A 26,491-nucleotide genomic window follows, 5' to 3' on the forward strand; every position below is an offset into this window, starting at 1 on the left:
CTGTACTCCAGCCCGTTATCGCTGTCGCCCTGGCGGCAGCCCTAACGGGCTGCTTGCATTCTGAACGGATCGAAGAGTTCGGTGGCCCGACCATGGGCAGCACCTATTCGATCAAATACGTCCGCAGTGAAGGTGTCGCGCCGCAAGCCGAACTCAAGGCGGCGACCGAGGCGATCCTCGCCGAGATCGATCTGCAGATGTCCACCTATCGCGATGATTCGCTAATCGAGCAATTCAACCGTGCGCCAGCGGGTACCTGCCAGGCCATGCCCAAGGGCGTGCTGGATCTGGTGCGTGCCGGCGATCGTCTGCACCAGGAGAGTCAGGGTTATTTCGACCTGACGCTTGAACCCTTGCTCGACCTCTGGGGTTTCGGGCCCAAAGGGCAGGGCGAGGCGGTGCCGGATGCCGAGCGTCTGGCCGAAGTGCGTCAGCGGGTCGGTCAGCAGCACCTGAAGATCGACGGCGAGCAGCTGTGCAAGGATGCCGATGTTCAGGTCGACTTCAACAGCATCGCGGCCGGTTATGCCGTCGATCTGATCGTCGAGCGTCTGGGCGAGTTGGGGGTCACCAGTTATCTGGTCGAGGCCACCGGTGAGCTCAAGGCGGCCGGCTTCAAGCCCGATGGCAGCCACTGGCGCATCGGTCTGGAAGCCCCGCGCGACGATCAGCGGGTGGCCCAACGCATTCTGCAGCTCGATGGTTACGGGATCTCCACCTCAGGTGACTACCGCAACTACTTCGAAGAGAACGGCCAGCGCTACTCGCATACGCTCGATCCGCTGAGCGGCAAGCCGGTCAACCACAAGCTGGCGGCGGTGACGGTGGCAGATCCATCGACCTTGCGCGCCGATGGCTTGTCTACCCTATTGATGGTGCTTGGACCGGATGCCGGCATGGCCTTCGCCGAGCGCAACGGTATCGCGGCGTTTTTCGTGACGCGTGAGGGCGAGGGCTTCGTCACACAGGGCACGACCGCATTCGAGCAGCTATTCGCTGCAGGAGATGAGCAATGACTTTTCTGGTTGTATTTCTGGCCATGATTCTGGTCGTCGGCATGATGGCCGTTGGCGTGATCATGGGGCGCAAACCCATCGCCGGTTCCTGCGGTGGCATCGCCAACCTGGGTATCGAGAAGGAATGCTCGATTTGCGGCGGTAGCCGTGAAAAATGCGAGGAGGTCAATCGCGACCAGAGCGAAGCGCCGAATACCGACCTGGCTTACGACGCGAGCAAGCGTTAAGCCGGGTGGTAGCTTTGAAAGCCGGTGGCTATTATCCGCTGCCGGCCCCGCCGAGGGTGCGCCACAAGCGCTCCGGCCTGATCTGAAGGAGTAAACATGGCGGTCTACAACTACGATGTGGTGGTGCTGGGCTCCGGCCCGGCGGGCGAGGGCGCGGCGATGAACGCGGCCAAGGCCGGGCGCAAGGTAGCCGTGGTGGACAACCGTCCGCTGGTCGGCGGCAATTGCACCCACCTGGGCACCATTCCGTCCAAGGCGCTGCGCCATTCGGTGCGGCAGATCATGCAGTTCAACACCAACCCGATGTTCCGCCAGATCGGCGAGCCACGCTGGTTCTCCTTCCCCGACGTGCTGAAAAGTGCGGAGAAGGTGATCGCCAAGCAGGTCACCTCGCGCACCGGTTACTACGCGCGTAACCGCATCGACACCTATTTCGGCACCGCCAGCTTCGCTGACGAGCAGACGGTCGAAGTCGTCTGCCTCAATGGTGTGGTGGAAAAGCTGGTGGCCAAACAGATCGTCATCGCCACTGGTTCGCGTCCGTACCGCCCGGCCGATGTCGATTTCCGCCACCCGCGTATCTACGATAGCGACACCATTCTCAGCCTGGGTCACACACCGCGTCGTCTGATCATCTACGGAGCGGGGGTGATCGGTTGCGAGTATGCCTCGATCTTCAGTGGCCTGGGTGTGCTGGTCGACCTGATCGACAACCGCGATCAACTGCTCAGCTTCCTCGACTCGGAAATCTCCGACGCCTTGAGCTACCACCTGCGCAACAACAACGTGCTGATTCGTCACAACGAAGAGTACGAGCGCATCGAGGGTGTGGAAAACGGCGTGGTCCTGCACCTGACGTCGGGCAAGAAGATCAAGGCCGACGCCCTGCTGTGGTGTAACGGCCGCACCGGCAATACCGATCAGCTGGGCCTGGAAAACATCGGCATCGCGGTTAACAGTCGTGGTCAGATCCAGGTCGACGAGCATTACCGCACCGAGGTCAGCAACATCTACGCCGCCGGTGACGTGATCGGCTGGCCGAGCCTGGCCAGCGCCGCTGCCGACCAGGGGCGTTCCGCTGCCGGCAGCATCGTCGACAACGGCAGCTGGCGCTTCGTCGATGACGTGCCGACCGGTATTTACACCATTCCGGAGATCAGCTCGATCGGCAAGACCGAGCGTGAGCTGACTCAGGCCAAGGTGCCTTACGAGGTCGGCAAGGCCTTCTTCAAGGGTATGGCCCGCGCGCAGATCTCGGTGGAACCAGTGGGTATGCTGAAGATTCTCTTCCATCGTGAAACCCTGGAAGTGCTGGGTGTGCATTGCTTTGGCTATCAGGCCTCGGAGATCGTCCACATTGGCCAGGCGATCATGAACCAGAAGGGTGAAGCCAACAGCATCAAGTACTTCATCAACACCACCTTCAACTACCCGACCATGGCCGAGGCCTATCGGGTTGCCGCGTTCGACGGCCTCAACCGGCTTTTTTGAGCGGCTCCGGCCGGCGGCCTGAGCCGGTCGGGGAGACAGGCTGGGTAGTGGCTTCCGAGTGGCGCTGGCCGAATCGGGAGAGCTTCTAGCGTCTCAGGCGGCAGCAACGAAAAACCGGCTCTTGGGCCGGTTTTTTTCGTTCTCGGGCGTTGTGTTCGTAGCCCGGATGCAATCCGGGAATGCTCTCTGTCCAGCTCCCGGATTGCATCCGGGCTACGCGCGGGCTGCTCTGGCTTGCTCCCCTCTCCCGCTTGCGGGAGAGGGGCCGGGGGAGAGGGCGCTAAGGCTCAGCCGCGCAGCGTCTGCACCGCGATGCCGGGGAAGTCGGTGATGATGCTGTCGACACCGAAGTCGGCCAGGCGGCGCATCAGCGCCGGCTCATTGACCGTCCATACCGACACGTGCAGCCCTTGCTTCTGCGCCTTGAGCAGGCGCTCCGGGGTGCACAGCGTCCAGTTCAGCGCCAGCAGGTGGCAGTCGTAATGCGCCGCTACTTTCAGCGGGTCGAGCCAGGCGTACTCGGCAACCAGACCCAGTTGCAACTGCGGGGTCAGTTCGCGCGCGGCCTTGAGTACCTCCCGCGAGCTGGAGGTGATGGTGATCTGCTCACGCAAACCGAAGCGTTCGACGAGTTCGGCAATGGCCAGCACGGTGCGCGCGGCGCGCACTTTCGAGGCGCTTTTCACCTCCAGCTGCCAATGCTCGAACTTGCACTGCTGGAACAACTCTTCCAGGCGCGGAATGGGGCATGGGCGCACCCAGCCAGGGCCGCCCTTGCGCGCGTCGTACTTCACCAGTTCGGCGGCGTCGTGCTCGACCACCTTGCCGCGCAGGCCGGTGGTGCGCTTGAGCGTCGGGTCGTGGATCACCATCAGTTCGCCGTCGCGCGACAGATGCAGATCCAGCTCGCAGCGGTCGACGCCGTGTTCCAGGCAGCGCTGGAAACTGGCCAGGGTATTTTCCGGGGCTTCGCCCTTGGCGCCGCGATGGCCGTAGATGAGAGTCACTGTTACTCCTTGGCGGTGTCGAGGTGACGTGGCTGGTGATGGCGCACGCTGTTGATCACGTGATCGTATTCGAAATAGACGCTGAATTCGCGGTAGTCCCAGCGTGTGATCGGTGGCTGGCCGACGGGCTTGTGCTCTTCATCGGCCAGGCCGAAACGCTCCAGTACCGAACGCTTGGACTGGCCTTTGTGCGGCAGGTTGCTGGCGTCGAGATCGGCGCCCTGGCTGCCCAGGGGAATGGTCAGGGTATCGGCGAGTAGAGCAGCAGGGGCGAGCAGGGTGAAAAGCAGAGCGAGACGATACATGGCGGTTCCTTGGCGACTGTCATTCGCGGGCTTGGCGACGCTCCAAAGCCTGCTTTTGCAGGATATGCCGAGCCAGCAACTGGCGCTGTGCGTCGGTCAACGCTTCGAACTCGGTGCCTATCTCGAATTGGCCATCCGCGCGTTGGCTGCAGTGCACCACCTGGCCACGCAGCAGCAGGCCTAGGGCCTGGGGCATCAGCACCATCTTGATCGCCAGATGGCTGCCCGGCGCCACGGCCTGGGCGTTATTGAAGCTGATGCCGCCCTCGGACAGCGATACCTGGCGTGGCGCGCCGATGTCGCGCAGCAGGCTCTGCGCCACGGCCTGGCCAAGCAGGTCGATGCGCTTGTTGATCACCTTCAGGTAGTTGGCCAGGGTACGGTCGCGCTCAGTGATATGGCGCAGCAGATGCTGGGATTCGAAGTCCATCAGGTGCAGGTCGCTGAGCAGGTTGAACAGCGGCGATGGATCGTGAAGCGCGTCGCTGGCATGGGCTTCTGCCCCCGACAGCAGGCTGAATTCCAGTGCGATCGTATCGTCGATACGATAGTATTCGCGGCGATCATCTACATCGTTAGTCGACATGGCGAACCCATGAAAGCGGTGGTGGTCGAAGACCCTGTTGAAAGTCTCGCGAACTGGATGCGTGCCAGGCAAGCGTCGCCGAACAAGCCTCGGTTACGAATGGTAAACGAGCATTGCTCGCTTCGCTCGCCCCTTCGGGGCCACACTGAAGCGCGCTGGTCATAAGCGGCTTTCCAAGTGTCTTTAACGCAGCATGCCCGATACGCAGCAGACTTTGAGTTGCTTCTGAGTGTAAGGCTGCTGACCTGGCCCTGCCACAAGGACGTTTTTTCTTTCCCCCGAATCTCTCCGACATGTTCAGACCTCTGTTCGTATTCATCGGTACGCGCTACACGCGGGCCAAGCGTCGCAACCACTTCGTCTCCTTCATTTCCCTGACGTCCATGCTCGGCCTCACCCTCGGGGTGATGGTAATGATCCTGGTGCTGTCGGTGATGAATGGTTTCGACCATGAAATGCGCACTCGGGTGCTGGGGATGATTCCTCACGCCACGGTCGAATCGCCGACCCCGGTCAGCGACTGGCCGGCATTGGCGCGGCAGGTCGAGCGCCATCCGCGCGTCGAGGCGCTGGCACCCTTCACTCAGATGCAGGGCCTGCTGACACACGACGGCAAGGTGCAGAAGGTGCTGATCAATGCCATCGACCCCGAGCAGGAACGCAAGGTGTCGATCATCGACGGTTTCTTCCAGCAGGGTAATCTCGACAGCCTGCAGCCAGGTGATTTCGCCATGGTCATCGGTGACAAGGCGGCGGCCAAGCTGGGCCTGAAGTTGGGTGACAAGGTCACCTTCGTCGCGCCCGAGGTCACGGTGACCCCCGCCGGCATGTTCCCGCGTCTGAAGCGCTTTACCGTCACCGGCATTTTTCACGTCGGCGCCGGCGAGATCGACGGTGCACTGGCTCTGGCCAACATCAGCGATCTGGCGCGCCTGCAGCGCTGGAAGCCGGATCAGGTACAGGGCCTGCGCCTGAAGTTCGATGATCTGTTCCAGGCGCCGCGCAGCGCCTGGGAGATCGCCCAGACCCTCGACGGTGATTTCTACGCCCGCGACTGGACCCGCACCCACGGCAACCTGTACCAGGCCATTCGCATGGAGAAGACCATGATCGGCCTGCTTCTGCTGCTGATCGTCGCGGTGGCCGCGTTCAACATCATTTCCACCCTGGTGATGGTGGTGACCGACAAGAAGGGCGACATCGCCATCCTGCGGACCCTCGGCGCCACGCCGCGGCAGATCATGGCCATCTTCATGGTGCAGGGCACGGTGATCGGTGTGGTCGGCACCTTCATCGGCGCCGTGCTGGGGATTCTCGCAGCGCTGAACGTCAGCAGCCTGATCGCCGGCATCGAACGTCTGCTGGGCATCAAGTTTCTCAATGCCGATGTCTATTTCATCGATTACCTGCCTTCGCAACTGCAGAGCGCCGACGTGGTGATGGTCTGCACCGCGGCGTTGCTGCTGAGCTTCTTCGCCACCCTGTATCCAGCCTGGCGCGCTGCGCGTACCCAGCCGGCCGAGGCCCTGCGCTATGAGTGAGTCCATGAACCAGAACGCCATGAAACAGCACAATGCCGTGCTCAGCTGCCGCAACCTGAGCAAGCGTTACGACGAAGGCCCCGAGTCGGTGGTGGTGCTCGATGGGCTCGAGCTGGAACTCTTCCCGGGCGAGCGCGTGGCCATCGTCGGCAGCTCCGGCTCCGGCAAGAGCACCCTGTTGAACATGCTCGGCGGCCTGGATACGCCCAGCGAAGGCAGCGTCTGGCTGGCTGGCGAACAACTGTCGGCACTGAGCGAGACCGCACGTGGTCTGCTGCGCAACCGTGCGCTGGGCTTCGTCTACCAGTTCCACCACCTGCTGGCCGAGTTCACTGCGCTGGAGAACGTCTGCATGCCGCTGTTGATCGGCAAGACGTCGATCAGCGAGGCGCGCGAGCGTGCCACCAAGCTGCTCGAGCGAGTCGGGCTTGGCCATCGCCTCAATCACAAGCCGTCAGAACTGTCCGGCGGTGAACGTCAGCGTGTGGCCATTGCCCGTGCCCTGGTCAACCGCCCGGGGCTGGTGCTGCTCGATGAACCCACCGGCAACCTCGACCAGCACACCGCTGAAGGCATCCAGGAGCTGATGCGCGAACTCAGCCGTGACTCCAACACCGCGTTCCTGGTGGTGACCCACGACATGCAGCTGGCACGCCAGATGGATCGCGTGCTCAGCCTGCAGGACGGCAAGCTGGTGACCCTCTGATGTTTCGTCCGCTGAGTATCTTTATCGGCGCTCGCTACACACGGGCCAAGCGCCGCAACCATTTCATCTCCTTCATTTCGCTGACTTCGATGATCGGCCTGGCGCTCGGTGTGCTGGCGATGATCGTGGTGCTGTCGGTGATGAACGGTTTCCAGAAGGAAATGAGCTCGCGCATTCTCGGCATGGTGCCGCACGCCATGCTCTACGGCACCGAGCCGGTTGCCGACTGGCGCGCCCTGGCGGACAAGGCCATGGCCAATCCGCAGGTGCAGGCGGCGGCACCCTATGCCGAGCTGGAGGGCATGCTTTCGCATCGCGGGCTGATGCAGCCGATCCAGATTCATGGCATCGATCCGGCAGAAGAGGGCAAGGTATCGATCCTGCCTGAGCACATCCGTCAGGGCAGCCTGAACAATCTGCAGCCCGGTGAATTCGGCGTGGTGATCGGTGATATCACCGCGCGTCGTTTCGGCCTGCAGGTGGGCGACAAGCTGACGCTGATCATCCCTGAGCTGAGCAGCGCGCCTGGTGGCGTCACCCCGCGCATGCAGCGGCTGAACGTGGCGGCGGTGTTCAAGGTCGGTGCCGAGCTGGACAGCTCACTGGCACTAATCAACGTCGTCGACGCCGCTGCCATGCAGCGTCTGCCGGAAGGTACGGTGCCAGGTATTCGTCTGGCGCTGAAAGACCTCTACCAGGCGCCGCAGGTATCCAAAGCGCTGGTCGCCGAACTGGGCGCAGGTTATCGCGCCGATGACTGGACCCACACCCAGGGCAGTCTGTTCAGCGCGATGAAGATGGAGAAGACCATGATCGGTCTGCTGCTCTTGCTGATCGTCGCGGTGGCAGCATTCAACATCATCGCCACGCTGATCATGGTGGTCGCCGACAAGGGCGGCGACATTGCCATCCTGCGTACCCTGGGCGCCACACCGCGGCAGATCATGGCGATTTTCATGGTCCAAGGCTCGGTGATCGGCCTGGTCGGTACGCTGATTGGTACGGTGTTGGGTGTGCTGGCGGCGCTCAATGTCAGCGCCCTGGTGGCCTGGCTGGAATCGTTCGCCGGGCAGCAGGTGATGAGCTCCGATGTGTACTTCATCAGCAGCCTGCCGTCCGACCTGCAGTGGCTGGACGTGGCGTTGATCTGTTCGGCGGCATTGATCCTGAGTTTCCTCGCCACGCTCTACCCGTCATGGCGGGCGGCGCAGGTGCAGCCGGCCGAGGCGCTACGCTACGAGTGAGAACGAAAAAGCCGTCGACTTCGACGGCTTTTTCTTTTCAGCGGCGTTCCAGTCGGCGCTTTTCCTGACGCTTGCGCCAGCTACGCTGGACCCACCAGCGCCAGTAGAGCATGGTCAGCACGTAGCCCAGTATCGCGAGGATGACCCCCGCGACGACGGAACCCAGGTACAGTGGCTTCCACAGCACCGCTACCTCGGCCGTGATCCATTCCAGGCTCAGCGTCTCCGGCATGCGCACGGGCGGTGTCTGCATGATCCACGCGCCCAGTTTGTAAGTGCAGTAGAAAACCGGTGGCATGGTGATGGGGTTGGTCAGCCACACCAGGCCGATGGAAATCGGCAGGTTGGCGCGCAACGGGATGGCGACGGCTGCGGCGGCCAGCATCTGCATGGGCATGGGGATCATCGCCCAGAACAGGCCGATGGCCATGCCGCGGGCTACCGAATGGCGATTGAGATGCCAGAGATTGGGATCATGAATGAGTTTGCCGAGAAAGCGCAGGGACTTGTTACCCTTGATGCTGTCGGGGGTGGGCATGTAGCGCTTGAATAAACGACGCGGCATGAAGAGTCTCTGGGCAGGCAAAAGCGCCGATATTATGCACGGATTCAGCCTGGCCAGCGTTTCCATATTGTGACCAGAGGTGAGCGCTGGACGCGCTCGCCGCAGCTCGATGAGCAAGGAGAAACCATGCGAACAGGGATGTTGGCGCTGGCCCTGGGGCTATTGATGCTGCGCTTTCTGCCGAGTTTGCCGCCGGGCTGGCTGTTGCTGGTGGCGGTCGGTGCCGGCCTGGGGTTGCTGTTCTCGCGCCTCTATCCGTTGGGGTTCTTTCTGTTGGGGCTGGCCTGGGCCTGCAGTTCGGCGCAATCGGCACTGGATGACCGCCTCGATCCGCAACTCGATGGCCGCACCCTGTGGTTGGAGGGCCGCGTGGTCGGTCTGCCGGAGGTGTCCGATGGCGTGGTGCGCTTCCAGTTCGAAGAGGCGCACTCCCGACGTGCCGAGCTGCCGAAAAGGTTACGCCTGGCCTGGTATGGTGGGCCGCCGGTGCAGGGCGGCGAGCGCTGGCGGGTGGCGGTCAACCTGAAGCGCCCACACGGATTGGTCAATCCGCAGAGTTTCGACTACGAAGCCTGGCTGCTGGCCCAGCGCATTGGCGCTACGGGCACGATCAAGTCTGGCCAGCGGTTATCCGCCGCGACGGGCTTGGGGAGTTGGCGCGACGGCCTGCGTCAGCATCTGCTGGCGGTGCCGGCCTTTGAGCGAGAGGGCGCCATTGCCGCTCTGGTCCTGGGTGATGGCTCCGGTCTGAGTGCGAGCGACTGGCGCCTGCTGCAGCACACGGGCACGGTGCATCTGATGGTCATCTCCGGCCAGCATATCGCCCTGCTGGCCGGCTTTCTTTACGGACTGGTGGCGTTGCTGGCGAGAGTCGGCGCCTGGCCAAGGCGCTGGCCCTGGTTGCCCTGCGCCTGTGCGCTGGCCCTGAGTGGGGCTCTGGTCTACGGGATGTTGGCTGGTTTCGAGGTGCCGGTGCGCAGGGCCTGCGTGATGGTTGCGCTGGTGCTGCTCTGGCGCATGCGCTTTCGTCATCTGGGCGCCTGGTGGCCATTGTTGCTGGCCCTGCTCGTGGTGCTGCTACTCGAGCCATTGGCGTCCTTGCAACCGGGCTTCTGGCTATCGTTCTCGGCCGTGGCGATTCTCGCGTTGGTGTTCGGTGGCCGGCTTGGCGTCTGGGGTTGGTGGCGCGGGTTGACGCGTGCGCAGTGGACCATGGCCATTGGTCTGTTGCCGATGATGCTGATTCTCGGTTTGCCGGTCAGCAGTAGCGGGCCGCTGGCTAATCTGGTTGCCGTGCCCTGGGTGGGGCTGGTGGTCGTACCCCTGGCCTTGCTGGGCACTCTGCTGCTACCCGTTCCCGTGGTTGGGGAGGGCCTGTTGTGGCTGGCCGGCGGTGCGCTGTATCTGTTATTCGAATTGCTCAGCGTGATCGCGGCTTGGCTTCCTGCCTGGCTGCCCAGCAATCTGCCGCTCTGGGCCTGGCTACTGGCAGCGGCAGGCGCCTTGTTGCTCCTGCTGCCTGCTGGCGTACCGTTGCGTCTGCCTGGCCTCGCGCTGTTGTTGCCTGCATTGCTGTTGCCCACACAGCACCTGGACGATGGTCGTGCCGATGTCTGGGTGCTGGACGTGGGGCAAGGGCTGGCGGTGCTGGTGCGTACCCGAGAGCACAGCCTGCTGTACGACGCGGGGCCGCGCTTCGGCGATTTCGATACTGGTGAACGTATCGTCCTGCCTTCCTTGCGTGCGATGAACCTCAGGCGGCTCGACCTGATGCTGCTCAGCCATGCGGATAACGATCATGCTGGCGGTGCAGCGGCGATCAGGGCCGGGATGCCGGTGGCCCGGGTCATCAGTGGCGAGCCGCAGCGTCTGGCTAGGACGCTTGGCGCTGAGGATTGCGAATCGGGGCAAAGCTGGCAATGGAACGACGTGACGTTCAGGTTGTGGCAGTGGGACCAGGCCGTATCCGGCAATCAACGTTCTTGTGTATTGCAGGTTGAGGCGGCGGGTGAGCGCCTGTTGCTGACCGGTGATATCGATGTCCGCGCCGAACGCGCGCTGATGCAGACCGACTTTCCCCTGGCCTCGCGGTGGCTGCTGGCGCCCCATCACGGCAGTCGCACCTCATCCAGCCAGGCTTTTATCGATGCGGTCGGGGCGCAGCACGTGCTGATCACCCGCAGCCGCCACAATGCCTTTGGACATCCCCACCCGCAGGTGTTGGCGCGCTATCAGGCGGCAGGCGTCGAGGTGCATGACACGGCGTTGCGCGGTGCTCTGCATTTACGTCTGGGCGAACAGGTCGCGCCTCGCGGGTTGCGAAGCGAGCCACGTTTCTGGCGGGAAAAATGAGAACGGCGGCGGTCGGCGGGCGTTACACCCTGTGCTAGAGTGGCGCGACTTTTTCGAGGGGGATTCTCTACCGTGTGGGAACTGGTCAAAGCTGGCGGCTGGATGATGCTGCCGATCATTCTCTGTTCCATCGCTGCTGCCGGCATCGTTGCCGAGCGCCTGTGGACCCTGCGGCCCGCCCGCGTCACTCCGGCCAATCTGCTGGCTCAGGTATGGCGCTGGATCAAGGACAAGAAACTCAACAACCAGAAGCTCAAGGAGCTGCGTGAGGACTCGCCGCTGGGGCAGATTCTCGCCGCCGGCCTGGCCAACTCCAAGCATGGTCGCGAGATCATGAAGGAGTGCATCGAGGAGGCCGCTGCCCGCGTCATCCACGAGCTGGAACGCTACCTCAATGCCCTTGGCACCATTGCCGGCATCGCGCCGCTGCTCGGCCTGCTCGGCACCGTGCTGGGCATGATCGAGATCTTCAGCTCCTTCATGGGCTCGGGCATGGCCAATGCGCCGATGCTCGCCGGCGGTATCTCCAAGGCCCTGATCACCACAGCAGCCGGCCTGATGGTGGCGATCCCGGCACTGTTCTTCCACCGCTATCTGCAGCGTCGTGTCGACGAACTGGTAGTCGGCATGGAGCAGGAAGCGATCAAGCTGGTGGAAATGGTACAGGGTGATCGCGACGTCGACCTGGGTGAGGGCAAGGCGTGAAATTCCGGCGCAAACCGCGGGAGAACGTCGAGATCAACCTGGCCTCGTTGATCGACGTGGTATTCATCCTGCTGCTGTTCTTCGTGGTCACCACCACCTTCACCCGCGAGACCCAGCTCAAGGTCGACCTGCCCGAGGCAGCCAGTGGCACGCCGCCCGAGCAGACCGAGCTCAAGCAGGTCGAAGTGCTGATCGGCGCCGATGGCGCCTACTCGGTCAATGGCAAGGCGCTGCTGGAAAGCAACCTGAGCAATCTCATGGCGGCGCTGCAGAAGGAGTCCGACGGCGACAACAGCCTGCCGTTGATCATCAGCGCCGATGGCAAGACCCCGCACCAGGCGGTGATCACCGCCATGGACGCGGCCGGCAAGCTGGGCTTCTCGCACCTGCGCATCACCACGGTGGAAGCACAGGAAACCCCCTGAAGTGAGCGCTGCTGATCGCTTGCTCGAGGCCTGGTACCGCGGTCACCCGGCGCTGGCGCTGCTGCGCCCGCTGGAGTGGCTGTACCGTCGCGTGGTGCAGAGCAAGCGCACGCGTTTCCTGGCCGGCGAGGGTGATATCTATCGCGCCCCAGTGCCGGTGCTGGTGGTGGGCAACATCACCGTCGGCGGCACTGGCAAGACGCCGCTGATCCTCTTTCTCATCGAACACTGCCGCGCCCGTGGCCTCAAGGTCGGCGTGGTCAGTCGTGGCTATGGCGCCACGCCGCCGAGCCTGCCGTGGCGGGTGCGAGCCGATCAACCGGCCGCACAGGCCGGTGACGAACCGCTGCTGATCGTCCAGCGTACGGGCGTGCCCTTGATGATCGACCCGGATCGCAGTCGCGCCGTGCGTGCGCTGCTGGCCGAAGAAGCATTGGACCTGATCCTCTGCGACGATGGCCTGCAGCACTACCGCCTGGCGCGCGATCTGGAACTGGTGCTGATCGATGCCGCGCGCGGCCTGGGCAATCGCCGCTGCCTGCCGGCCGGACCACTGCGTGAGCCGGTCGAGCGCCTCGATGAGGTGGACGCGGTGCTGTTCAACGGCGCCGAGACCGATCGCGCCGACGGCTATGCCTTTCGCCTGCAGCCGACCGCGTTGGTCAATCTGCTCAGTGGTGAGCGCGTCGGCCTCGATCATCTGCCGCCTGGCCAGGCGGTGCATGCGGTGGCCGGTATCGGTAATCCGCAACGTTTCTTCAATACCCTCGAAGCGCTAAACTGGCGGCCGGTTCCGCACCCCTTCGCCGACCATGCCCAGTACGATGCCGCGCAGCTCAGTTTCGAGCCGTCGCTGCCCCTGCTGATGACGGAAAAGGATGCGGTGAAATGCCGGGCCTTCGCCGCCGCCGACTGGTGGTACCTGGCCGTCGATGCCGCGCCCACGCCGGCATTCGTCGACTGGCTGGATGGAGAGCTGGCCCGCCTCATACCGGGGTCCTGATGACCCCAGCAAGGATTCCACCATGGACCTTAAACTGCTCGACATTCTCGCCTGCCCGATCTGCAAGGGCCCGCTGCAGCTCTCCGAAGACAAGACCGAACTGATCAGCAAGGGCGCTGGCGTGGCCTACCCGATCCGCGACGGCATTCCGGTGATGCTGGAAAGCGAAGCGCGCACCCTGACCACCGACGAGCGTCTGGACAAGTAAATGAGCGCAGTCTTCACCGTCGTCATTCCTGCTCGTTATGCCTCCACCCGCCTGCCCGGCAAGCCGCTGCAGGACATCGCCGGCAAGCCCATGGTGCAGCACGTCTGGGAGCAGGCGAAGAAGAGTTCGGCCAGCCGCGTGGTGGTCGCCACCGACGATTCACGCATCGTCGAAGCCTGCCAGGCCTTTGGCGCCGAGGTGCTGCTGACCCGCGAGGATCACAACTCCGGCACCGACCGCCTGGCCGAAGTCGCCACGCAGCTCGGTTTGCCGGCCGACGCCATCGTGGTCAACGTGCAGGGCGACGAGCCGCTGATCCCGCCTGTGATCATTGATCAGGTGGCAGCCAACCTGGCGGCCAATCCGCAAGCCGGTATCGCCACCCTGGCCGAGCCCATCGAGGACGTCACCGCGCTGTTCAACCCCAATGTGGTCAAGGTGGTCGCCGACAAGAACGGCCTGGCCCTGACCTTCAGCCGCGCGCCGCTGGCCTGGGCGCGCGACGCCTTTGCCAAGAGCCGCGACGTGCTACCGGCCGGCGTGCCGTATCGCCGTCATATCGGCATCTACGCCTACCGCGCGGGTTTCCTGCATGACTTCGTCGCCTGGGGCCCGTGCTGGCTGGAAGACACCGAGTGCCTGGAGCAGTTGCGCGCGTTGTATAACGGCGTGCGCATCCATGTCGCCGATGCTCTCGAAGCACCGGCTGCCGGTGTGGATACCGCTGAAGACCTGGAGCGGGTGCGCCACCTGTTGGGGGCCTGATGAAGGTTCTGTTCGTCTGCCTGGGCAACATCTGCCGTTCGCCCACGGCCGAGGGCGTTCTTCGCCACAAGCTGCGTGCGGCGGGTCTGGATGATCGGGTGTTGGTGGATTCCGCCGGCACCGGCGACTGGCACGTCGGCAAGGCGCCGGACAGTCGCACGCGCCAGGCTGCGCTGCGCCGTGGCTATGATCTGTCCGCGCAGCGTGCGCGCCAGGTCGAGGCTGCCGATTTCCAGCGCTTCGACCTGATCCTGGCCATGGACCAGAGTAACCTGCGCAATCTCAAGGCGCTGCGTCCCGCCGATGCCCGTGCCGATCTCGATCTTTACCTGCGCCGATATGAGCTGGCGCTGGATGAGGTGCCCGATCCCTACTACGGCGGCGAGGATGGCTTCGAGCAGGTGCTGGACCTGATCGAGCAGGCCAGTAACGCGTTGCTGATCGAGATCAGGGGGCGCCTGTGAGTCTGAATCTGCAGAGCGACGTGTCGCTCAAGGCCTTCAACAGCTTTGGTGTCGATGTGCATGCACGGCGTTTCGCTGAAGCCCGCGATGATGACGATGTGCGCGAGGCGCTGAACCTGGCAAATCAGCAGGGCTTGCCGCTGCTGGTGATCGGCGGTGGCAGCAACCTGCTGCTGACCCGCGATGTCGAGGCGCTGGTGCTGCGCATGGCCAGCCGTGGTATTCGTATTCTGGAGGACGACGGCGAGCAGGTGCTGGTGGAGGCCGAAGCCGGTGAGCCCTGGCATCCGTTCGTGCAATGGAGCCTGGCGCAGGGCCTCAATGGCCTGGAAAACCTCAGCCTGATTCCCGGTACCGTGGGTGCCGCGCCGATGCAGAACATTGGCGCCTATGGTGTGGAGATCAAGGATCTGTTCGCCGGCCTGACCGCTCTGGATCGGCACACCGGCGAGCTGCGCGACTTCGCGCTGGAAGAATGCGCCTTCGCCTACCGCGACAGTCTGTTCAAGCGCGAAGCCGGGTGCTGGTTGATCCTGCGCGTGCGCTTCCGTCTGAGTCGCCTGGCTTCGCTGCGTCTGGATTATGGTCCGGTACGTCAGCGCCTGGCTGAGATGGGCATCGAGGCACCGACTGCAAGCGATGTCAGTCGAGCTATCTGCGCCATTCGCAGCGAGAAGCTGCCAGATCCCGCCGAGCTGGGTAACGCCGGCAGCTTCTTCAAGAATCCGGTGGTGCCATTCGAACTGGCCGAGAGCATTCGCGCCGAGCATGCCGATCTGGTCAGCTATCCGGCTGGAGCTGGCCTGGCCAAGCTGGCTGCCGGTTGGCTGATCGAGCGGGCAGGGTGGAAGGGGGCGCGTGAGGGCGATGCTGGCGTGCATCGTTTGCAGGCGCTGGTGCTGGTCAACTACGGCAACGCCACAGGCGCGCAGCTGCTGCAGCTGGCGCAGCGTATCCAGGCCGATGTATTCGAGCGCTTCGGTGTTGAGCTGGAGATCGAGCCCAACGTGCTCTGATCTGTAGGCAGGGCGTGATCCGCTGCCTGCCGCTCCCGGATTGCATCCGGGCTACGCTTCTGCAGCGCCAGGAACGGAAATGAAAAAGGGGATGCCTAGGCATCCCCTTTTTACTTACCGCAGGAGGATCAAGCCTGAGGCTTGACCTCCTCCTTGTCGGCTTGCGTCTCTTCTTCCGGCTGCGCTTGCTCTACCGCTTCGCTCACGCTTTGCTCGCTGACGACAGAGGTGGCTTCGGCTTCAGCGACCGGCTCGACTACAGGAGCTGTTTCGACTACGGCGGCTTCGGCTTCTGCCGGGACGCTTGCTTCAGCGACCGGAGCGGCGTCGACTGCTGGGGCAGCCTCTACAGCCGGGGCTGCAGCGGCGGCCTGTGCAGCTTCGCGCGCCAGGCGCTCAGCTTCACGCTGACGACGACGCACTTCGCGCGGGTCGTTCGGCGCACGGCCAGTGGCATTGGCCGGAACCGCTGCGGCAGCAGGTGCTTGCTCGACCGGTGCCGGAGCAGGCTCCTGGGCGACTTCGACAGTCGGCTCAGCTTGAGCGATCGGTTCGGCAGCGGGAGCTTCCACGACGACAGGGGCTTCGGCTGCGGCTGGTTCTGCCTCAACTGCTTTCTCTGCGACCGGAGCGGCTTCGACCACTTCACTCACAGCAGCCTCGGCTTGCGCCTCGACCGGTTGAGCAGCAGGGGCTTCTTCAACCTGAACAGCCGGTGCTTCGACGACCGGGGCTTCGCTGACCGGAGCCTCGCTGGCAACGGCTTCGCTGCTATCGACGCTTTCTGCAACCACGGCGGCGGCAGTAGCCACAGCAACCGGAGTGACTGCCTGGGCGTCGTTACCGGCAGCTTCGCTGTTCTCGGCGCTCTCGATCAGGTTGCCATCGGCATCACGCTGACGTTCGCGACGATTGCTGCGACGACGCTGACCGCGGGAACGGCGACGCGGGCGCTCGCCATCGTTGCTGTCCTGCTCGTCGTCCTGCAGTTGCTCTTCGTTCGGCAGTGCTTCGTCCTGCAGGGCCTCGGTTTGCTCGGCACGCGGCTGACGCTCTTCACGCGGTTGACGCTGACGCTCCTGACGTTCACCGCGCGGCTGGCGCTCGGCACGCTCTTCGCGTTGCTCGTTACCAGCATCGGCATCGAGTGGTTCACGCAGTTCACGCACGCGCTCTTCACGCGGGGCACGCTCTTCGCGCGGCTTGCGCTCACGGCGATTTTCCTGACCTTCGCGCGGCTCGCGTGGGGCGCGCTCTTCACGCGGTTGACGCTCTTCGCGAGGTTGGCGTTCTTCACGCGGTTCACGGGCCTGACGCTCTTCACGCGGGGCGCGCTCTTCGCGAGGCTTGCGCTCCTCGTCGCGGCGACCGCCACGGTTGCGGCTCTGCTGACGACCGTTGCGACGCTCTTCGCGCGGCGGACGCTCGTTGCTCTTCTTCTCGACTACTGCGGGCTGGGCTTCTTCTTCCTTGCCGGCGAACAGGCTGACCAGAGACTTCACCAGGCCCTTGAACAGGCTCGGTTCAGGCGCCTTGGTCGGAGCCAGCGGTGCTTGCGGCTCGGCAGCGACCGGGGCGCTGCTGCGCGGTGCGGCCTTGATCGCGGCTTCCTGGCGAACCAGGGTGCGCGTGGCGGCGGCCGGCTGGGCAGCGGTTTCTTCGGTTTCCGCGGTGGCGGCGATTTCGTAGCTGGTCTGGCCGCTCAGGGCTTCCGGGCTGTCGTCACGCAGACGCTGCACTTCGAAATGCGGGGTTTCCAGGTGATCGTTCGGCAGGATCACGATACGCGCACGGGTGCGCAGTTCGATCTTGGTGATCGAGTTGCGCTTCTCGTTGAGCAGGAAGGCGGCGACCGGGATCGGTACCTGAGCGCGGACTTCGGCGGTGCGATCCTTCAGCGCTTCTTCTTCGATCAGGCGCAGGATGGCCAGCGACAGGGATTCGACGTCACGGATGATGCCTTGGCCGTTGCAGCGTGGGCAGACGATGCCGCTGGTCTCGCCGAGGGACGGACGCAGGCGCTGACGGGACATTTCCAGCAGGCCGAAGCGCGAGATGCGGCCGACCTGAACGCGGGCGCGGTCGGCTTCCAGGGCTTCACGCACCTTCTCTTCGACGGCGCGCTGGTTCTTGGCCGGGGTCATGTCGATGAAATCGATGACGATCAGACCGCCGATGTCGCGCAGACGCAGCTGGCGGGCGATTTCTTCGGCCGCTTCCAGGTTGGTCTGCAGCGCGGTTTCCTCGATGTCGCTGCCCTTGGTGGCGCGCGCCGAGTTGATGTCGATGGAAACCAGGGCCTCGGTTGGGTCGATGACGATGGAACCACCGGACGGCAGCTTCACTTCACGCTGGAAGGCGGTTTCGATCTGGCTTTCGATCTGGAAGCGGTTGAACAGCGGCACGCTGTCTTCATACAGCTTGATCTTGCTGGCGTACTGCGGCATCACCTGCTGGATGAAGGAGAGGGCTTCTTCCTGGGCTTCGACGCTGTCGACCAGCACTTCGCCGATATCCTGGCGCAGGTAGTCGCGGATGGCGCGGATGATGACATTGGATTCCTGATAGATCAGGAACGGGGCAGGGCGGCTGGTGGAGGCTTCCTTGATGGCGCTCCACAGTTGCAGCAGGTAGTCGAGGTCCCACTGCATTTCTTCGCTGGAGCGGCCCAGGCCGGCAGTGCGCACGATCAGGCCCATGTCGGCCGGAGCGTTGAGGCCATTCAGCGCTTCACGCAGTTCGTTGCGCTCTTCACCTTCGATGCGGCGGCTGATGCCGCCGGCACGCGGGTTGTTCGGCATCAGCACCAGGTAACGACCGGCCAGGCTGATGAAGGTGGTCAGGGCTGCGCCCTTGTTGCCGCGCTCTTCTTTCTCGACCTGGACGATGACTTCCTGGCCTTCCTTGAGCACGTCCTTAATGTTGACGCGGCCGCCTTCAGGGGCTTTGGAGAAGTATTCGCGGGAGATTTCTTTGAGGGGGAGGAAGCCGTGGCGTTCGGAGCCGAAGTCGACGAAAGCGGCTTCGAGGCTGGGTTCAACTCGGGTGATGCGGCCTTTGTAGATGTTGGCCTTTTTTTGTTCACGGGCGCCGGACTCGATGTCCAGGTCGTAGAGTTTTTGGCCATCTACCAGGGCAACACGCAACTCTTCAGGCTGAGTCGCGTTAATTAGCATTCTTTTCATGTGGTACCAATGGGTTCCGGGGCTAGCGGAAGCCACGTTAGGCACACACGACTCTCAGGGTCGGTGTCAGGCGCGTCAGAAACGGTCGTAAATCGTTCCACTGTCTAGCGACGGTCAGCCATTATCAGGCCGCGGTCGCGACGGACGTCTCCTGCTTGCTGTGGTGACAGAAAGCACTCAGTCAGGAAGAGGAATCAACTGGCGGTAGCGGACGAGATGAGGCGTCTTTGATCAAGCGATATGCTACGCAGTCCGACAGTTGTACATCTCCACCCTACACGTATCGCTGAAAATCGGGTGCCGCGCGCGGATTCCGCAGCGGTTGTCAGTTACCGCGACCGCCCGGTGGGCGAATCGCGCATCATACTCAAGGCTTTATTTCCGAAGTCTTCGTGGCCTTTTGCGGCCTTTCTAACCTGAAGAATCCGTCGGACGGCCTCACGTCCAAATACGTTTGCGCGGGCAGGGGATGGCAAGTTTGGCATTCATCCGCAAGCCAGGCCGCTTTTGGCGGCGTTCGCGACTATAGCAGCAATGATTAAGTGCTTCAATTCCATAAAAAATTGTTATGATTGCGCGATGACTACTCCTGCCTCTCCAACCTCCGGCGTTCAGCTGATCGAGGTTGCACCGGAACTCGCCGGCCAACGCATCGACAACTTCCTCAGGACACAGCTCAAGGGCGTGCCCAAGACCCTGATTTACCGCATTCTGCGCAAGGGTGAAGTGCGGGTTAACAAGGGGCGGATCAAGCCCGAGTACAAGCTCCAGGCTGGTGACGTGGTGCGCGTGCCGCCGCTGCGTCTGGCCGAGCGCGATGAGCCCGAGCCGCTGGCGCAGGGGCTGCTGCAGCGCCTCGAAGCCGCCATCGTTTATGAGGACAAGGCGCTGATCGTGCTGAACAAGCCGGCCGGCATCGCCGTGCATGGTGGCAGTGGCTTGAATTACGGTGTGATCGAGGCGTTTCGCCAGTTGCGTCCCGATGCCAAGGATCTGGAGCTGGTGCATCGCCTCGATCGCGATACCTCCGGCCTGCTGATGATCGCCAAGAAGCGCAGCATGCTGCGCCACCTGCACGAAGCGCTGCGCGGCGATGGCGTGGACAAGCGCTACATGGCGTTGGTGCGTGGCCACTGGGCGACCGCCAAGAAGCAGATCGCCGCGCCGCTGCTGAAAAGCAACCTGCGCTCCGGCGAGCGTATGGTCGAGGTGAATCCCGAGGGCAAGGAGGCGCTCACGGTATTTCGCGTGCTGCGCCGTTTCGGTGAGTTCGCCACGCTGGTTGAAGCCAGGCCGATCACTGGTCGTACCCATCAGATTCGTGTGCACGCCCAATATGCGGGTCATGGTATCGCCGGCGACAGCAAATACGGCGACGACGACTTCTCCCGCGAGATTCGCGAGCTGGGCGGTAAACGCCTGTTCCTGCATGCCTATGAGTTGCACGTGCCGCTGCCCGATGGTGGCGTGCTGAAGCTCGAGGCTCCGGTGGATGAGATGTGGGCGAAGACCCTGGAGCGTCTGAGTGCCTGATTATCAGCTACTGATTTTCGATTGGGACGGCACGCTGGTGGATTCCATCGGCCGTATCGTCGAGGCCATGCACCGTGCTGCCGATGTGGCATGTGTGCCGCGCTGCAGCGATGTCGCGGTGCGCGGGATCATTGGTCTGGAGCTGGGTGTGGCGATTCGCACGCTTTACCCGGAACTCGATGAGCCGCTGCGAATCGAAACCATCCGGCGTGCCTACAGCGAGCAGTATCTGGCGCTGGAAACCGAGCCGTCGCCACTGTTCGAGGGCGTGCGCGAGTCGCTCGAGGTCTTTCGTGATCAGGGTTATCGTCTTGCCGTGGCCACTGGCAAGGGGCGCAAGGGGTTGCATCGGGTGCTGGCTGACAAGGGTTGGCTTGATTACTTCGATATGACCCGTTGCGCCGACGAGACGGCGAGCAAGCCCGATCCGCTGATGCTGCATGAGATTCTTGCGCATTGCCGGGTGCAGCCCGAGCGCGCGCTGATGGTGGGGGATTCGACCTTCGACCTGCTGATGGCGCGCAATGCCGGGATGGATGCCGTGGCGGTAGGTTTCGGTGCGCAGCCGTTGTCGGTGCTGCGCGAGTGCTCGCCGCGTTTGGCGATCAATGAATTCAATGAGCTGCGTGCATGGCTGGAAGGCCGTCAGGCGCAGCGTCCTGCAGAGGTGAGTGAGCATGTCGGATGAGTGGAAGTCATCGTCTTCGTCGGGCGAGGATGCCAAAAGCTGGAAGTTGCTGGAGAAGGCACTGCTTTCCAGTGTTCAGGAGCAGCGTCGCTCGCGTCGCTGGGGCATCTTTTTCAAGCTGCTGACCTTTATCTATCTGTTCGGTGCGCTGGCGCTGGTGTTGCCGGTGCTCGACCTGAAAAAAGCCTCGACCACTGAGGCGCATACCGCGCTGATCGAAATTCGCGGCATGATCGCTGATCGTGAAGAAGCCAGTGCCGACAAGGTGGTGGGCAGTCTGCGCGCCGCCTTCGAGGACACTAATACCAAAGGTGTGATCCTGCGCATCAATAGCCCGGGCGGCAGCCCGGTGCAGTCCGGCTACATCTATGACGAGATCCGTCGTTTGCGCGGCGAATATCCGCAGACCAAGGTCTATGCGGTGATCAGTGATCTGGGTGCCTCCGGTGCCTACTACATTGCCAGTGCGGCTGATGAGATCTATGCCGACAAGGCCAGCCTGGTTGGCTCCATTGGTGTCACGGCGGCCAGTTTCGGCTTTGTTGAAACCATGCAGAAGCTTGGTGTGGAGCGCCGCGTTTATACCTCGGGCGAGCACAAGGCGTTTCTCGATCCGTTCCAGCCGCAGAAGGAAGAGGAAACTCGCTTCTGGAAGGGGGTGCTGGACACCACGCATCGCCAGTTCATCGAAAGCGTGAAGCAGGGGCGCGGTGAGCGTCTCAAGGCGGACGAGCATCCCGAACTGTTCTCGGGCTTGGTCTGGTCGGGTGAGCAGGCGCTGCAGTTGGGGTTGGTCGATGCGCTGGGCAGTGCCAGCTATGTGGCGCGCGAGGTGATTGGCCAGAAAGAGATGGTCGACTTCACTCTGCGTGATACGCCATTTGATCGCTTCGCCAAGCGCCTGGGTACCAGTGTGGCGGATCGCATCGCGTTGTGGATGGGCTTTCAGGGACCGACACTACGCTGATGTATATGAAGAAGGCCCGCGTAGCGGGCCTTCTTCGTTGATGGCTCAAGGAATCTCGACGCCTTCGTTCAGTAGCATGTCCACCAGGCGAATCAGTGGCAGGCCGATCAGGCTTGTAGCGTCCTCGCCTTCGGTGCTGCGGAACAGGCTGATGCCCAGTCCTTCCGATTTGAAGCTGCCGGCGCAATCGAAAGGTTGTTCTCGCTGTAGGTAGCGCAGAATCCGTTCGTCGCTCAGTGGGCGAAAGTGCACGGTGAAGGGCACGCATTCGACCTGGCATTTGCCGGTGTTCGAGTTGAGGAGTGCCAGACCGGTGAGGAAGGTGACGCTGCTGCCACTGGCGGCGCGCAGCTGTTGCTGGGCTCTCGGCAGATCGTGGGGTTTGCCGAGTATTTGTCCATCGCCGAGTACGGCGACCTGGTCCGAGCCGATGATCAGATGGTCAGGATGGCTGACGGCGAGGGCGCGGGCCTTTTCTTCGGCCAGGCGCTTGACCAGGTCGATGGCTGCTTCACTGGGCAGGCGGGTTTCGTCGATGCTCGGCGATTGCCAGGTAAAGGGCAGTTGCAGGCGTTCGAGCAGCTCGCGGCGGTAGGGTGAGCTGGAGGCGAGCAGCAGCGCGGGCATGTTCTCTTCCTTTATATAGGTGGGCGGGGAATTCTACTGATCGCCACCATTCGAAGACAGGCCGAATTTCCTTTGACAGCGGCAGGGTGCATCCCTAGAATGCTGCGCCTATGTTGAATGGGCCGATTCCACCTCACGTTGATCCGCGCAAGCTCGCCGACCGCGAAGCTACCCTCGAAGGGCAGCTCGAACTGGCCAGCCTGCCGCGTCTCTGCGACCCGCTATCCGATACGGTTGGCGCGGTGCAGGCGAAGTTTCATTTCGCCCGTGACGAGCAGAAAACTGTGGTTATCCGCAGTGAGCTCGAGGTTGAGGTCAAAATGGTCTGCCAGCGTTGTCTGGAGCTGGTCGCGCTACCCATCCGCAGCGAATGTGAATACGCCGTGGTTCGGGTTGGAGCGAACACTCAGTCCTTGCCTAAGGGCTACGACGTGCTGGAAGTGGGCGAAGAGCCGCTGGAGCTGCTTGGTCTGGTCGAGGAAGAGTTGCTTCTCGCCTTGCCCATCGTTCCTGCTCATGCCCCAGGTGATTGCCAGCAGCCGGACGGTCTCGATGAGCCCGAGCCAGGCGAGGACGAGGTATCGCGGTCCAACCCGTTCAGTGTATTGGCGCAGTTAAAGCGTGACCCAAACGTTTAGGAGTTAATGAATTATGGCTGTTCAGCAGAACAAAAAATCCCGTTCCGCCCGCGACATGCGTCGTTCGCACGACGCCCTCGAGGCCAGCACCCTGTCCGTAGAGAAGAGCACCGGTGAAGTTCACCTGCGCCACCACGTTTCTCCGGAAGGCGTGTACCGCGGTCGCAAAGTGATCGACAAGGGCGCTGACGAGTAATCCTTGTCTGCCTCGATCATCGCGATTGATGCAATGGGTGGGGACTTCGGTCCCCACTGCATTGTTCCGGCCTGCATTTCCGCGCTGGCCGAATTCCCCTCGCTGCATCTGGCCCTCGTCGGCCAAGCTCCCCTCATCGAAGAACAGCTCGCTCGCCAGTCCGGCGTCGATCGCTCACGCCTGCAGGTTCATCACGCCAGTGAAGTGATCACCATGGACGAGCGTCCGGCTCAGGCGCTGCGCGGTAAGCCCGATGCCTCGATGCGCGTGGCGCTGGAGCTGGTGCGCCAGCGCCAGGCGCATGCCTGCGTCAGTGCCGGCAATACCGGTGCGTTGATGGCGCTGTCGCGTTACGTGCTGAAGACGCTACCGGGCATCGATCGGCCGGCCATGGTTAGCCCGATTCCCACCGAGCGCGGTCACTGCTACCTGCTGGATCTGGGCGCCAACGTCGATTGCAGTGCCGAGCACCTCTATCAGTTCGCGATCATGGGCGCCGTGGCGGCCGAGACGCTGGGCGTGTCTCGGCCACGGGTCGCCTTGCTCAATGTCGGTACCGAAGACATCAAGGGCAATCAGCAGGTCAAGCTGGCGGCCAATATGCTGCAGCAGGCGCATGGGCTGAATTTCATCGGCTACATAGAGGGCGACGGCATGTATCGCGGCGAAGCCGATGTCGTGGTGTGCGACGGTTTCGTTGGCAATATCCTGCTCAAATCCAGCGAAGGCCTGGCCAAGATGATCACCGGGCGGGTCGAGACGCTGTTCAGCGATGGGCTGTTTGCCCAGGCGATAGGTGCCCTGGCGATGCCGTTGTTGCGACGCCTGAAGGCTGATCTGGCGCCGGCGCGGCACAATGGTGCAAGTTTTCTCGGGCTGCAGGGCATCGTGGTCAAGAGCCATGGTGCGGCTGGCCAGGAAAGCTTTCAGAGCGCCATTCGCTGTGCGCTGCGCGAGGTGCAGGAGAATTTGCCGCAGCGACTGCATGGTCGCCTCGAGGACTTGTTGCTGTAAACTCGTCACGTTTTCAGGGCGCCTCTAAAAACTATCTGCGTTGCCATCGCGGCGTTAAAAACAGGCTCAAAATGCTCATTTACAGCGCGTAAACTGCGCTTTTTCGCCTGTTTTTGCCTTGCGCTGGCTGCCTCGCCTACGTTTTTAGAGGCACCCTTCAGGGCGTGACGTGCGGCGGAATGTGACCGCCGCGCGTAGCCTGTCATCCAACTGTCAGTTTGCTGCGCCAGGCTCGCCTGGCGTTGGTTTTTCGACTCAAGGGACTTATTCATGTCTGCATCCCTCGCATTCGTCTTCCCCGGTCAAGGCTCGCAAGCCCTGACCATGCTTGCCGACCACGGTGCCCAGCAGAAGCTGGTGCTCGATACTTTCGGCGAAGCTTCCGAAGCGCTCGGCTACGACCTCTGGGCACTGACCCAGCAAGGCCCGGAAGAGCAGCTGAACCAGACCGACAAGACCCAGCCGGCCATTCTCACTGCTTCCATCGCCCTGTGGCGTCTGTGGCAGGCCGAGGGTGGTGCCAAGCCGGCTTTCGTTGCTGGTCACAGCCTGGGTGAATATTCCGCGCTGGTCGCTGCTGGCAGCATCGGTTTTGCCGATGCCGTGAAGCTGGTGGAGCGCCGCGGTCAATTGATGCAACAGGCCGTTCCTGCCGGGCAGGGTGGCATGGCCGCCATCCTCGGTCTGGAAGATGCCGACGTGCTGGCCGCCTGCGCCGAAGCGGCGCAGGGTGATGTGGTCAGTGCCGTGAATTTCAACGCCCCAGGCCAGGTGGTGATCGCCGGTAGCGCCGCTGCCGTCGAGCGCGCCATCGAAGCGTGCAAGGCCCGTGGCGCCAAGCGCGCCATGGCGCTGCCGGTCAGCGTACCGTCGCATTGCGCGCTGATGAAGCCGGCCGCCGAGCGTTTCGCCGAGTCGGTCGAGGCGCTGAGCTGGCAGGCACCACAAATCCCGCTGGTGCAGAACGTCAGCGCCGCCGTGGTGTCCGATCTGACCACCCTGAAGGCTGATCTGCTGGCGCAGCTGTACAGCCCGGTACGCTGGGTCGAGTCGATGGTGCGTCTGTCCGAACAGGGCGTGACCGATCTGATCGAATGCGGCCCTGGCAAGGTGCTGAGCGGCCTGAACAAGCGCTGCGTCAAAGGCATCAATACTCACAACCTGGATACCCCGGATGCTTTTGCTGCCGCTCGCGCAGCCCTGGCTTGAGCAAGGAGAACGAACATGAGTCTGCAAGGTAAAGTCGCACTGGTCACCGGCGCCAGCCGTGGTATCGGTCAGGCAATCGCTCTGGAACTGGGTCGTCAGGGCGCCATCGTCATCGGCACCGCGACCAGTGCCTCGGGTGCTGAGCGTATCGCCGAAACCCTCAAGGCCAATGGCGTCGAAGGCGCCGGTCTGGTGCTCGACGTGAGCAACGACGAATCGGTTGCCACCACCCTCGAACACATCCAGCAACATCTTGGTCAGCCGTTGATCCTGGTCAATAACGCCGGTATCACCCGTGACAATCTGATGCTGCGCATGAAGGACGACGAGTGGCATGACGTCATCAACACCAACCTGAACAGTCTCTACCGTCTGTCCAAGGCCGTACTGCGTGGCATGACCAAGGCGCGTTTCGGGCGCATCATCAACATCGGCTCCGTGGTCGGTGCGATGGGCAATGCCGGTCAGGTCAACTACGCTGCAGCCAAGGCTGGTCTGGAAGGTTTCAGCCGCGCGCTGGCACGTGAAGTCGGTTCGCGCGGTATCACGGTCAACTCGGTGGCCCCAGGTTTCATCGACACCGATATGACCCGTGAGCTGCCGGAAGGCCAGCGCGAAGCGCTGCTGACGCAGATTCCGCTGGGCCGTTTGGGGCAGGCCGAAGAGATCGCCAAGGTAGTCGGTTTCCTGGCTTCCGATGGCGCAGGCTACGTCACTGGGGCTACTATTCCGGTGAACGGCGGTATGTACATGAGTTAAAAAGGGCGCCTCCGAATGCCCGGAGGCTCTCGAATGTGACGCGAGCCAT

The 26,491-nt window shown here is 62.9% G+C and carries 29 protein-coding genes; 22 read left to right on the top strand and 7 right to left on the bottom strand.

All coding sequences use genetic code 11. From position 1 onward, the window contains the following. Positions 1-92: 92 nt before the first annotated feature. The 3 genes from BLT86_RS02340 to sthA all read left to right on the top strand — a co-directional run bounded on the left by BLT86_RS02340 (position 93) and on the right by sthA (position 2,734). Complete coding sequence (locus BLT86_RS02340; protein WP_090337337.1) at positions 93-1,016, top strand: FAD:protein FMN transferase; 924 nt, start codon at positions 93-95, stop codon at positions 1,014-1,016. Then, the gene (nqrM, locus tag BLT86_RS02345; RefSeq protein WP_021488563.1) at positions 1,013-1,243 is read left to right on the top strand and encodes a (Na+)-NQR maturation NqrM; all 231 of its coding nucleotides are present in this window, start codon (positions 1,013-1,015) and stop codon (positions 1,241-1,243) included. Before BLT86_RS02340 ends, nqrM begins: the two co-directional genes overlap by 4 nt. Before the next feature lie 96 nt (positions 1,244-1,339). Further along, positions 1,340-2,734 (top strand): Si-specific NAD(P)(+) transhydrogenase, encoded by a 1,395-nt coding sequence (sthA, locus tag BLT86_RS02350; protein ID WP_092374408.1) that lies wholly within the window; start codon positions 1,340-1,342, stop codon positions 2,732-2,734. Positions 2,735-3,021: 287 nt separating this feature from the next. Here the strand turns inward: sthA and BLT86_RS02355 are convergent, their stop codons facing one another. Genes BLT86_RS02355 through BLT86_RS02365 form a run of 3 tightly spaced genes read right to left on the bottom strand, consistent with a single transcriptional unit; the run spans position 3,022 to position 4,632 of the window. Further along, a complete protein-coding gene (locus BLT86_RS02355; protein ID WP_021488564.1) occupies positions 3,022-3,741 on the bottom strand; it encodes a glycerophosphodiester phosphodiesterase in 720 nt (239 codons plus the stop codon). Between the two features lie 2 nt (positions 3,742-3,743). Continuing rightward, positions 3,744-4,046: a hypothetical protein gene (locus BLT86_RS02360; protein WP_059391807.1), complete on the bottom strand. Its 303-nt coding sequence runs from the start codon at positions 4,044-4,046 to the stop codon at positions 3,744-3,746. Between the two features lie 19 nt (positions 4,047-4,065). Next, positions 4,066-4,632 carry a PilZ domain-containing protein gene (locus BLT86_RS02365; protein ID WP_021488566.1) on the bottom strand — a complete coding sequence of 189 codons (567 nt, stop codon included), beginning with the start codon at positions 4,630-4,632 and terminating at the stop codon, positions 4,066-4,068. Between the two features lie 293 nt (positions 4,633-4,925). On the opposite strand from BLT86_RS02365, the gene BLT86_RS02370 reads away from it, so the two are divergent. From BLT86_RS02370 to BLT86_RS02380, 3 genes are read left to right on the top strand one after another with little or no spacing between them, the layout of a single operon-like run. Further along, positions 4,926-6,173, top strand: coding sequence for a lipoprotein-releasing ABC transporter permease subunit (locus BLT86_RS02370; RefSeq protein ID WP_017677625.1), 1,248 nt, complete (start codon positions 4,926-4,928; stop codon positions 6,171-6,173). A gap of 19 nt (positions 6,174-6,192) precedes the next feature. Next, a complete protein-coding gene (gene lolD, locus BLT86_RS02375; RefSeq protein ID WP_370604933.1) occupies positions 6,193-6,879 on the top strand; it encodes a lipoprotein-releasing ABC transporter ATP-binding protein LolD in 687 nt (228 codons plus the stop codon). Next, positions 6,879-8,123 (top strand): lipoprotein-releasing ABC transporter permease subunit, encoded by a 1,245-nt coding sequence (locus tag BLT86_RS02380; protein WP_059391806.1) that lies wholly within the window; start codon positions 6,879-6,881, stop codon positions 8,121-8,123. Before lolD ends, BLT86_RS02380 begins: the two co-directional genes overlap by 1 nt. Before the next feature lie 37 nt (positions 8,124-8,160). Here BLT86_RS02380 and BLT86_RS02385 read toward each other — a convergent pair whose 3' ends face one another. Then, entirely contained in the window at positions 8,161-8,688 is a 528-nt protein-coding gene (locus BLT86_RS02385; protein ID WP_059391805.1) for a DUF2062 domain-containing protein, read from the bottom strand. A 126-nt stretch (positions 8,689-8,814) separates the two neighbouring features. Here BLT86_RS02385 and BLT86_RS02390 point away from each other — a divergent pair, with 126 nt between their 5' ends. From BLT86_RS02390 to murB, 8 genes are all read left to right on the top strand, one after another. Continuing rightward, positions 8,815-11,040: a DNA internalization-related competence protein ComEC/Rec2 gene (locus tag BLT86_RS02390; RefSeq protein ID WP_231976574.1), complete on the top strand. Its 2,226-nt coding sequence runs from the start codon at positions 8,815-8,817 to the stop codon at positions 11,038-11,040. A 72-nt stretch (positions 11,041-11,112) separates the two neighbouring features. Beyond that, positions 11,113-11,745 (top strand): MotA/TolQ/ExbB proton channel family protein, encoded by a 633-nt coding sequence (locus tag BLT86_RS02395; protein WP_017677620.1) that lies wholly within the window; start codon positions 11,113-11,115, stop codon positions 11,743-11,745. Further along, complete coding sequence (locus BLT86_RS02400) at positions 11,742-12,170, top strand: ExbD/TolR family protein (protein ID WP_059391803.1); 429 nt, start codon at positions 11,742-11,744, stop codon at positions 12,168-12,170. Before BLT86_RS02395 ends, BLT86_RS02400 begins: the two co-directional genes overlap by 4 nt. Before the next feature lies 1 nt (position 12,171). After that, the gene (lpxK, locus tag BLT86_RS02405; RefSeq protein ID WP_059391802.1) at positions 12,172-13,173 is read left to right on the top strand and encodes a tetraacyldisaccharide 4'-kinase; all 1,002 of its coding nucleotides are present in this window, start codon (positions 12,172-12,174) and stop codon (positions 13,171-13,173) included. A 22-nt stretch (positions 13,174-13,195) separates the two neighbouring features. Beyond that, complete coding sequence (locus BLT86_RS02410; RefSeq protein ID WP_003245207.1) at positions 13,196-13,381, top strand: Trm112 family protein; 186 nt, start codon at positions 13,196-13,198, stop codon at positions 13,379-13,381. Next, positions 13,382-14,146 carry a 3-deoxy-manno-octulosonate cytidylyltransferase gene (gene kdsB / locus BLT86_RS02415; RefSeq protein ID WP_017677617.1) on the top strand — a complete coding sequence of 255 codons (765 nt, stop codon included), beginning with the start codon at positions 13,382-13,384 and terminating at the stop codon, positions 14,144-14,146. Then, on the top strand, positions 14,146-14,610 hold the full coding sequence (locus BLT86_RS02420) for a low molecular weight protein-tyrosine-phosphatase (RefSeq protein WP_017677616.1): 465 nt from the start codon (positions 14,146-14,148) through the stop codon (positions 14,608-14,610). Before kdsB ends, BLT86_RS02420 begins: the two co-directional genes overlap by 1 nt. Next, complete coding sequence (murB, locus tag BLT86_RS02425; RefSeq protein ID WP_092374411.1) at positions 14,607-15,626, top strand: UDP-N-acetylmuramate dehydrogenase; 1,020 nt, start codon at positions 14,607-14,609, stop codon at positions 15,624-15,626. The genes BLT86_RS02420 and murB overlap by 4 nt, the downstream gene beginning before the upstream one ends. Positions 15,627-15,754: 128 nt before the next feature. Here murB and rne read toward each other — a convergent pair whose 3' ends face one another. Then, a complete protein-coding gene (gene rne / locus BLT86_RS02430; protein WP_059391800.1) occupies positions 15,755-18,811 on the bottom strand; it encodes a ribonuclease E in 3,057 nt (1,018 codons plus the stop codon). A gap of 579 nt (positions 18,812-19,390) precedes the next feature. Between rne and rluC the strand changes: the two genes are divergently transcribed. From rluC to sppA, 3 genes are read left to right on the top strand one after another with little or no spacing between them, the layout of a single operon-like run. After that, positions 19,391-20,344, top strand: coding sequence for a 23S rRNA pseudouridine(955/2504/2580) synthase RluC (gene rluC, locus BLT86_RS02435; protein ID WP_017677613.1), 954 nt, complete (start codon positions 19,391-19,393; stop codon positions 20,342-20,344). Next, positions 20,337-21,032 carry an HAD-IA family hydrolase gene (locus BLT86_RS02440; RefSeq protein ID WP_059391799.1) on the top strand — a complete coding sequence of 232 codons (696 nt, stop codon included), beginning with the start codon at positions 20,337-20,339 and terminating at the stop codon, positions 21,030-21,032. The genes rluC and BLT86_RS02440 overlap by 8 nt, the downstream gene beginning before the upstream one ends. Then, the gene (gene sppA, locus BLT86_RS02445) at positions 21,022-21,999 is read left to right on the top strand and encodes a signal peptide peptidase SppA (RefSeq protein ID WP_092374414.1); all 978 of its coding nucleotides are present in this window, start codon (positions 21,022-21,024) and stop codon (positions 21,997-21,999) included. The genes BLT86_RS02440 and sppA overlap by 11 nt, the downstream gene beginning before the upstream one ends. 45 nt (positions 22,000-22,044) lie before the next feature. Here the strand turns inward: sppA and BLT86_RS02450 are convergent, their stop codons facing one another. Next, positions 22,045-22,626, bottom strand: a complete 582-nt coding sequence (locus BLT86_RS02450; protein WP_059391798.1) for a Maf family protein — start codon at positions 22,624-22,626, stop codon at positions 22,045-22,047. 110 nt (positions 22,627-22,736) lie between these two features. Here BLT86_RS02450 and BLT86_RS02455 point away from each other — a divergent pair, with 110 nt between their 5' ends. Genes BLT86_RS02455 through plsX form a run of 3 tightly spaced genes read left to right on the top strand, consistent with a single transcriptional unit; the run spans position 22,737 to position 24,474 of the window. Beyond that, positions 22,737-23,264 carry a YceD family protein gene (locus tag BLT86_RS02455; protein WP_017677609.1) on the top strand — a complete coding sequence of 176 codons (528 nt, stop codon included), beginning with the start codon at positions 22,737-22,739 and terminating at the stop codon, positions 23,262-23,264. Positions 23,265-23,277: 13 nt separating this feature from the next. Then, the gene (gene rpmF / locus BLT86_RS02460) at positions 23,278-23,460 is read left to right on the top strand and encodes a 50S ribosomal protein L32 (protein ID WP_003245185.1); all 183 of its coding nucleotides are present in this window, start codon (positions 23,278-23,280) and stop codon (positions 23,458-23,460) included. A 3-nt stretch (positions 23,461-23,463) separates the two neighbouring features. Next, positions 23,464-24,474, top strand: a complete 1,011-nt coding sequence (gene plsX, locus BLT86_RS02465) for a phosphate acyltransferase PlsX (RefSeq protein WP_021488578.1) — start codon at positions 23,464-23,466, stop codon at positions 24,472-24,474. Between the two features lie 5 nt (positions 24,475-24,479). Here plsX and BLT86_RS02470 read toward each other — a convergent pair whose 3' ends face one another. After that, positions 24,480-24,746: a hypothetical protein gene (locus BLT86_RS02470; protein ID WP_059391797.1), complete on the bottom strand. Its 267-nt coding sequence runs from the start codon at positions 24,744-24,746 to the stop codon at positions 24,480-24,482. Here BLT86_RS02470 and fabD point away from each other — a divergent pair. Next, positions 24,745-25,683, top strand: coding sequence for an ACP S-malonyltransferase (fabD, locus tag BLT86_RS02475; protein ID WP_017677607.1), 939 nt, complete (start codon positions 24,745-24,747; stop codon positions 25,681-25,683). The genes BLT86_RS02470 and fabD overlap by 2 nt on opposite strands. A 15-nt stretch (positions 25,684-25,698) precedes the next feature. Next, the gene (gene fabG / locus BLT86_RS02480; RefSeq protein ID WP_092374417.1) at positions 25,699-26,442 is read left to right on the top strand and encodes a 3-oxoacyl-ACP reductase FabG; all 744 of its coding nucleotides are present in this window, start codon (positions 25,699-25,701) and stop codon (positions 26,440-26,442) included. The last annotated feature ends 49 nt before the right edge of the window (positions 26,443-26,491 follow it).

It is taken from the genome of Pseudomonas sihuiensis (assembly GCF_900106015.1).
GTDB classification, from domain to species: Bacteria; Pseudomonadota; Gammaproteobacteria; order Pseudomonadales; family Pseudomonadaceae; genus Aquipseudomonas; species Aquipseudomonas sihuiensis.

Bases quoted from the DNA above. Each gene is read 5' to 3' on its own strand.
- BLT86_RS02340 (WP_090337337.1), top strand. From the start codon at position 93: ATGGGCAGCACCTATTCGATCAAATACGTCCGCAGTGAAGGTGTCGCG.
- nqrM (WP_021488563.1), top strand. From the start codon at position 1,013: ATGACTTTTCTGGTTGTATTTCTGGCCATGATTCTGGTCGTCGGCATG.
- sthA (WP_092374408.1), top strand. From the start codon at position 1,340: ATGGCGGTCTACAACTACGATGTGGTGGTGCTGGGCTCCGGCCCGGCG.
- BLT86_RS02360 (WP_059391807.1), bottom strand. From the start codon at position 4,046: ATGTATCGTCTCGCTCTGCTTTTCACCCTGCTCGCCCCTGCTGCTCTA.
- BLT86_RS02365 (WP_021488566.1), bottom strand. From the start codon at position 4,632: ATGTCGACTAACGATGTAGATGATCGCCGCGAATACTATCGTATCGAC.
- BLT86_RS02370 (WP_017677625.1), top strand. From the start codon at position 4,926: ATGTTCAGACCTCTGTTCGTATTCATCGGTACGCGCTACACGCGGGCC.
- lolD (WP_370604933.1), top strand. From the start codon at position 6,193: ATGAAACAGCACAATGCCGTGCTCAGCTGCCGCAACCTGAGCAAGCGT.
- BLT86_RS02380 (WP_059391806.1), top strand. From the start codon at position 6,879: ATGTTTCGTCCGCTGAGTATCTTTATCGGCGCTCGCTACACACGGGCC.
- BLT86_RS02385 (WP_059391805.1), bottom strand. From the start codon at position 8,688: ATGCCGCGTCGTTTATTCAAGCGCTACATGCCCACCCCCGACAGCATC.
- BLT86_RS02390 (WP_231976574.1), top strand. From the start codon at position 8,815: ATGCGAACAGGGATGTTGGCGCTGGCCCTGGGGCTATTGATGCTGCGC.
- BLT86_RS02410 (WP_003245207.1), top strand. From the start codon at position 13,196: ATGGACCTTAAACTGCTCGACATTCTCGCCTGCCCGATCTGCAAGGGC.
- kdsB (WP_017677617.1), top strand. From the start codon at position 13,382: ATGAGCGCAGTCTTCACCGTCGTCATTCCTGCTCGTTATGCCTCCACC.
- BLT86_RS02420 (WP_017677616.1), top strand. From the start codon at position 14,146: ATGAAGGTTCTGTTCGTCTGCCTGGGCAACATCTGCCGTTCGCCCACG.
- rne (WP_059391800.1), bottom strand. From the start codon at position 18,811: ATGAAAAGAATGCTAATTAACGCGACTCAGCCTGAAGAGTTGCGTGTT.
- rluC (WP_017677613.1), top strand. From the start codon at position 19,391: ATGACTACTCCTGCCTCTCCAACCTCCGGCGTTCAGCTGATCGAGGTT.
- sppA (WP_092374414.1), top strand. From the start codon at position 21,022: ATGTCGGATGAGTGGAAGTCATCGTCTTCGTCGGGCGAGGATGCCAAA.
- BLT86_RS02450 (WP_059391798.1), bottom strand. From the start codon at position 22,626: ATGCCCGCGCTGCTGCTCGCCTCCAGCTCACCCTACCGCCGCGAGCTG.
- BLT86_RS02455 (WP_017677609.1), top strand. From the start codon at position 22,737: ATGTTGAATGGGCCGATTCCACCTCACGTTGATCCGCGCAAGCTCGCC.
- rpmF (WP_003245185.1), top strand. From the start codon at position 23,278: ATGGCTGTTCAGCAGAACAAAAAATCCCGTTCCGCCCGCGACATGCGT.
- fabD (WP_017677607.1), top strand. From the start codon at position 24,745: ATGTCTGCATCCCTCGCATTCGTCTTCCCCGGTCAAGGCTCGCAAGCC.
- BLT86_RS02470 (WP_059391797.1), bottom strand. From the start codon at position 24,746: ATGAATAAGTCCCTTGAGTCGAAAAACCAACGCCAGGCGAGCCTGGCG.
- fabG (WP_092374417.1), top strand. From the start codon at position 25,699: ATGAGTCTGCAAGGTAAAGTCGCACTGGTCACCGGCGCCAGCCGTGGT.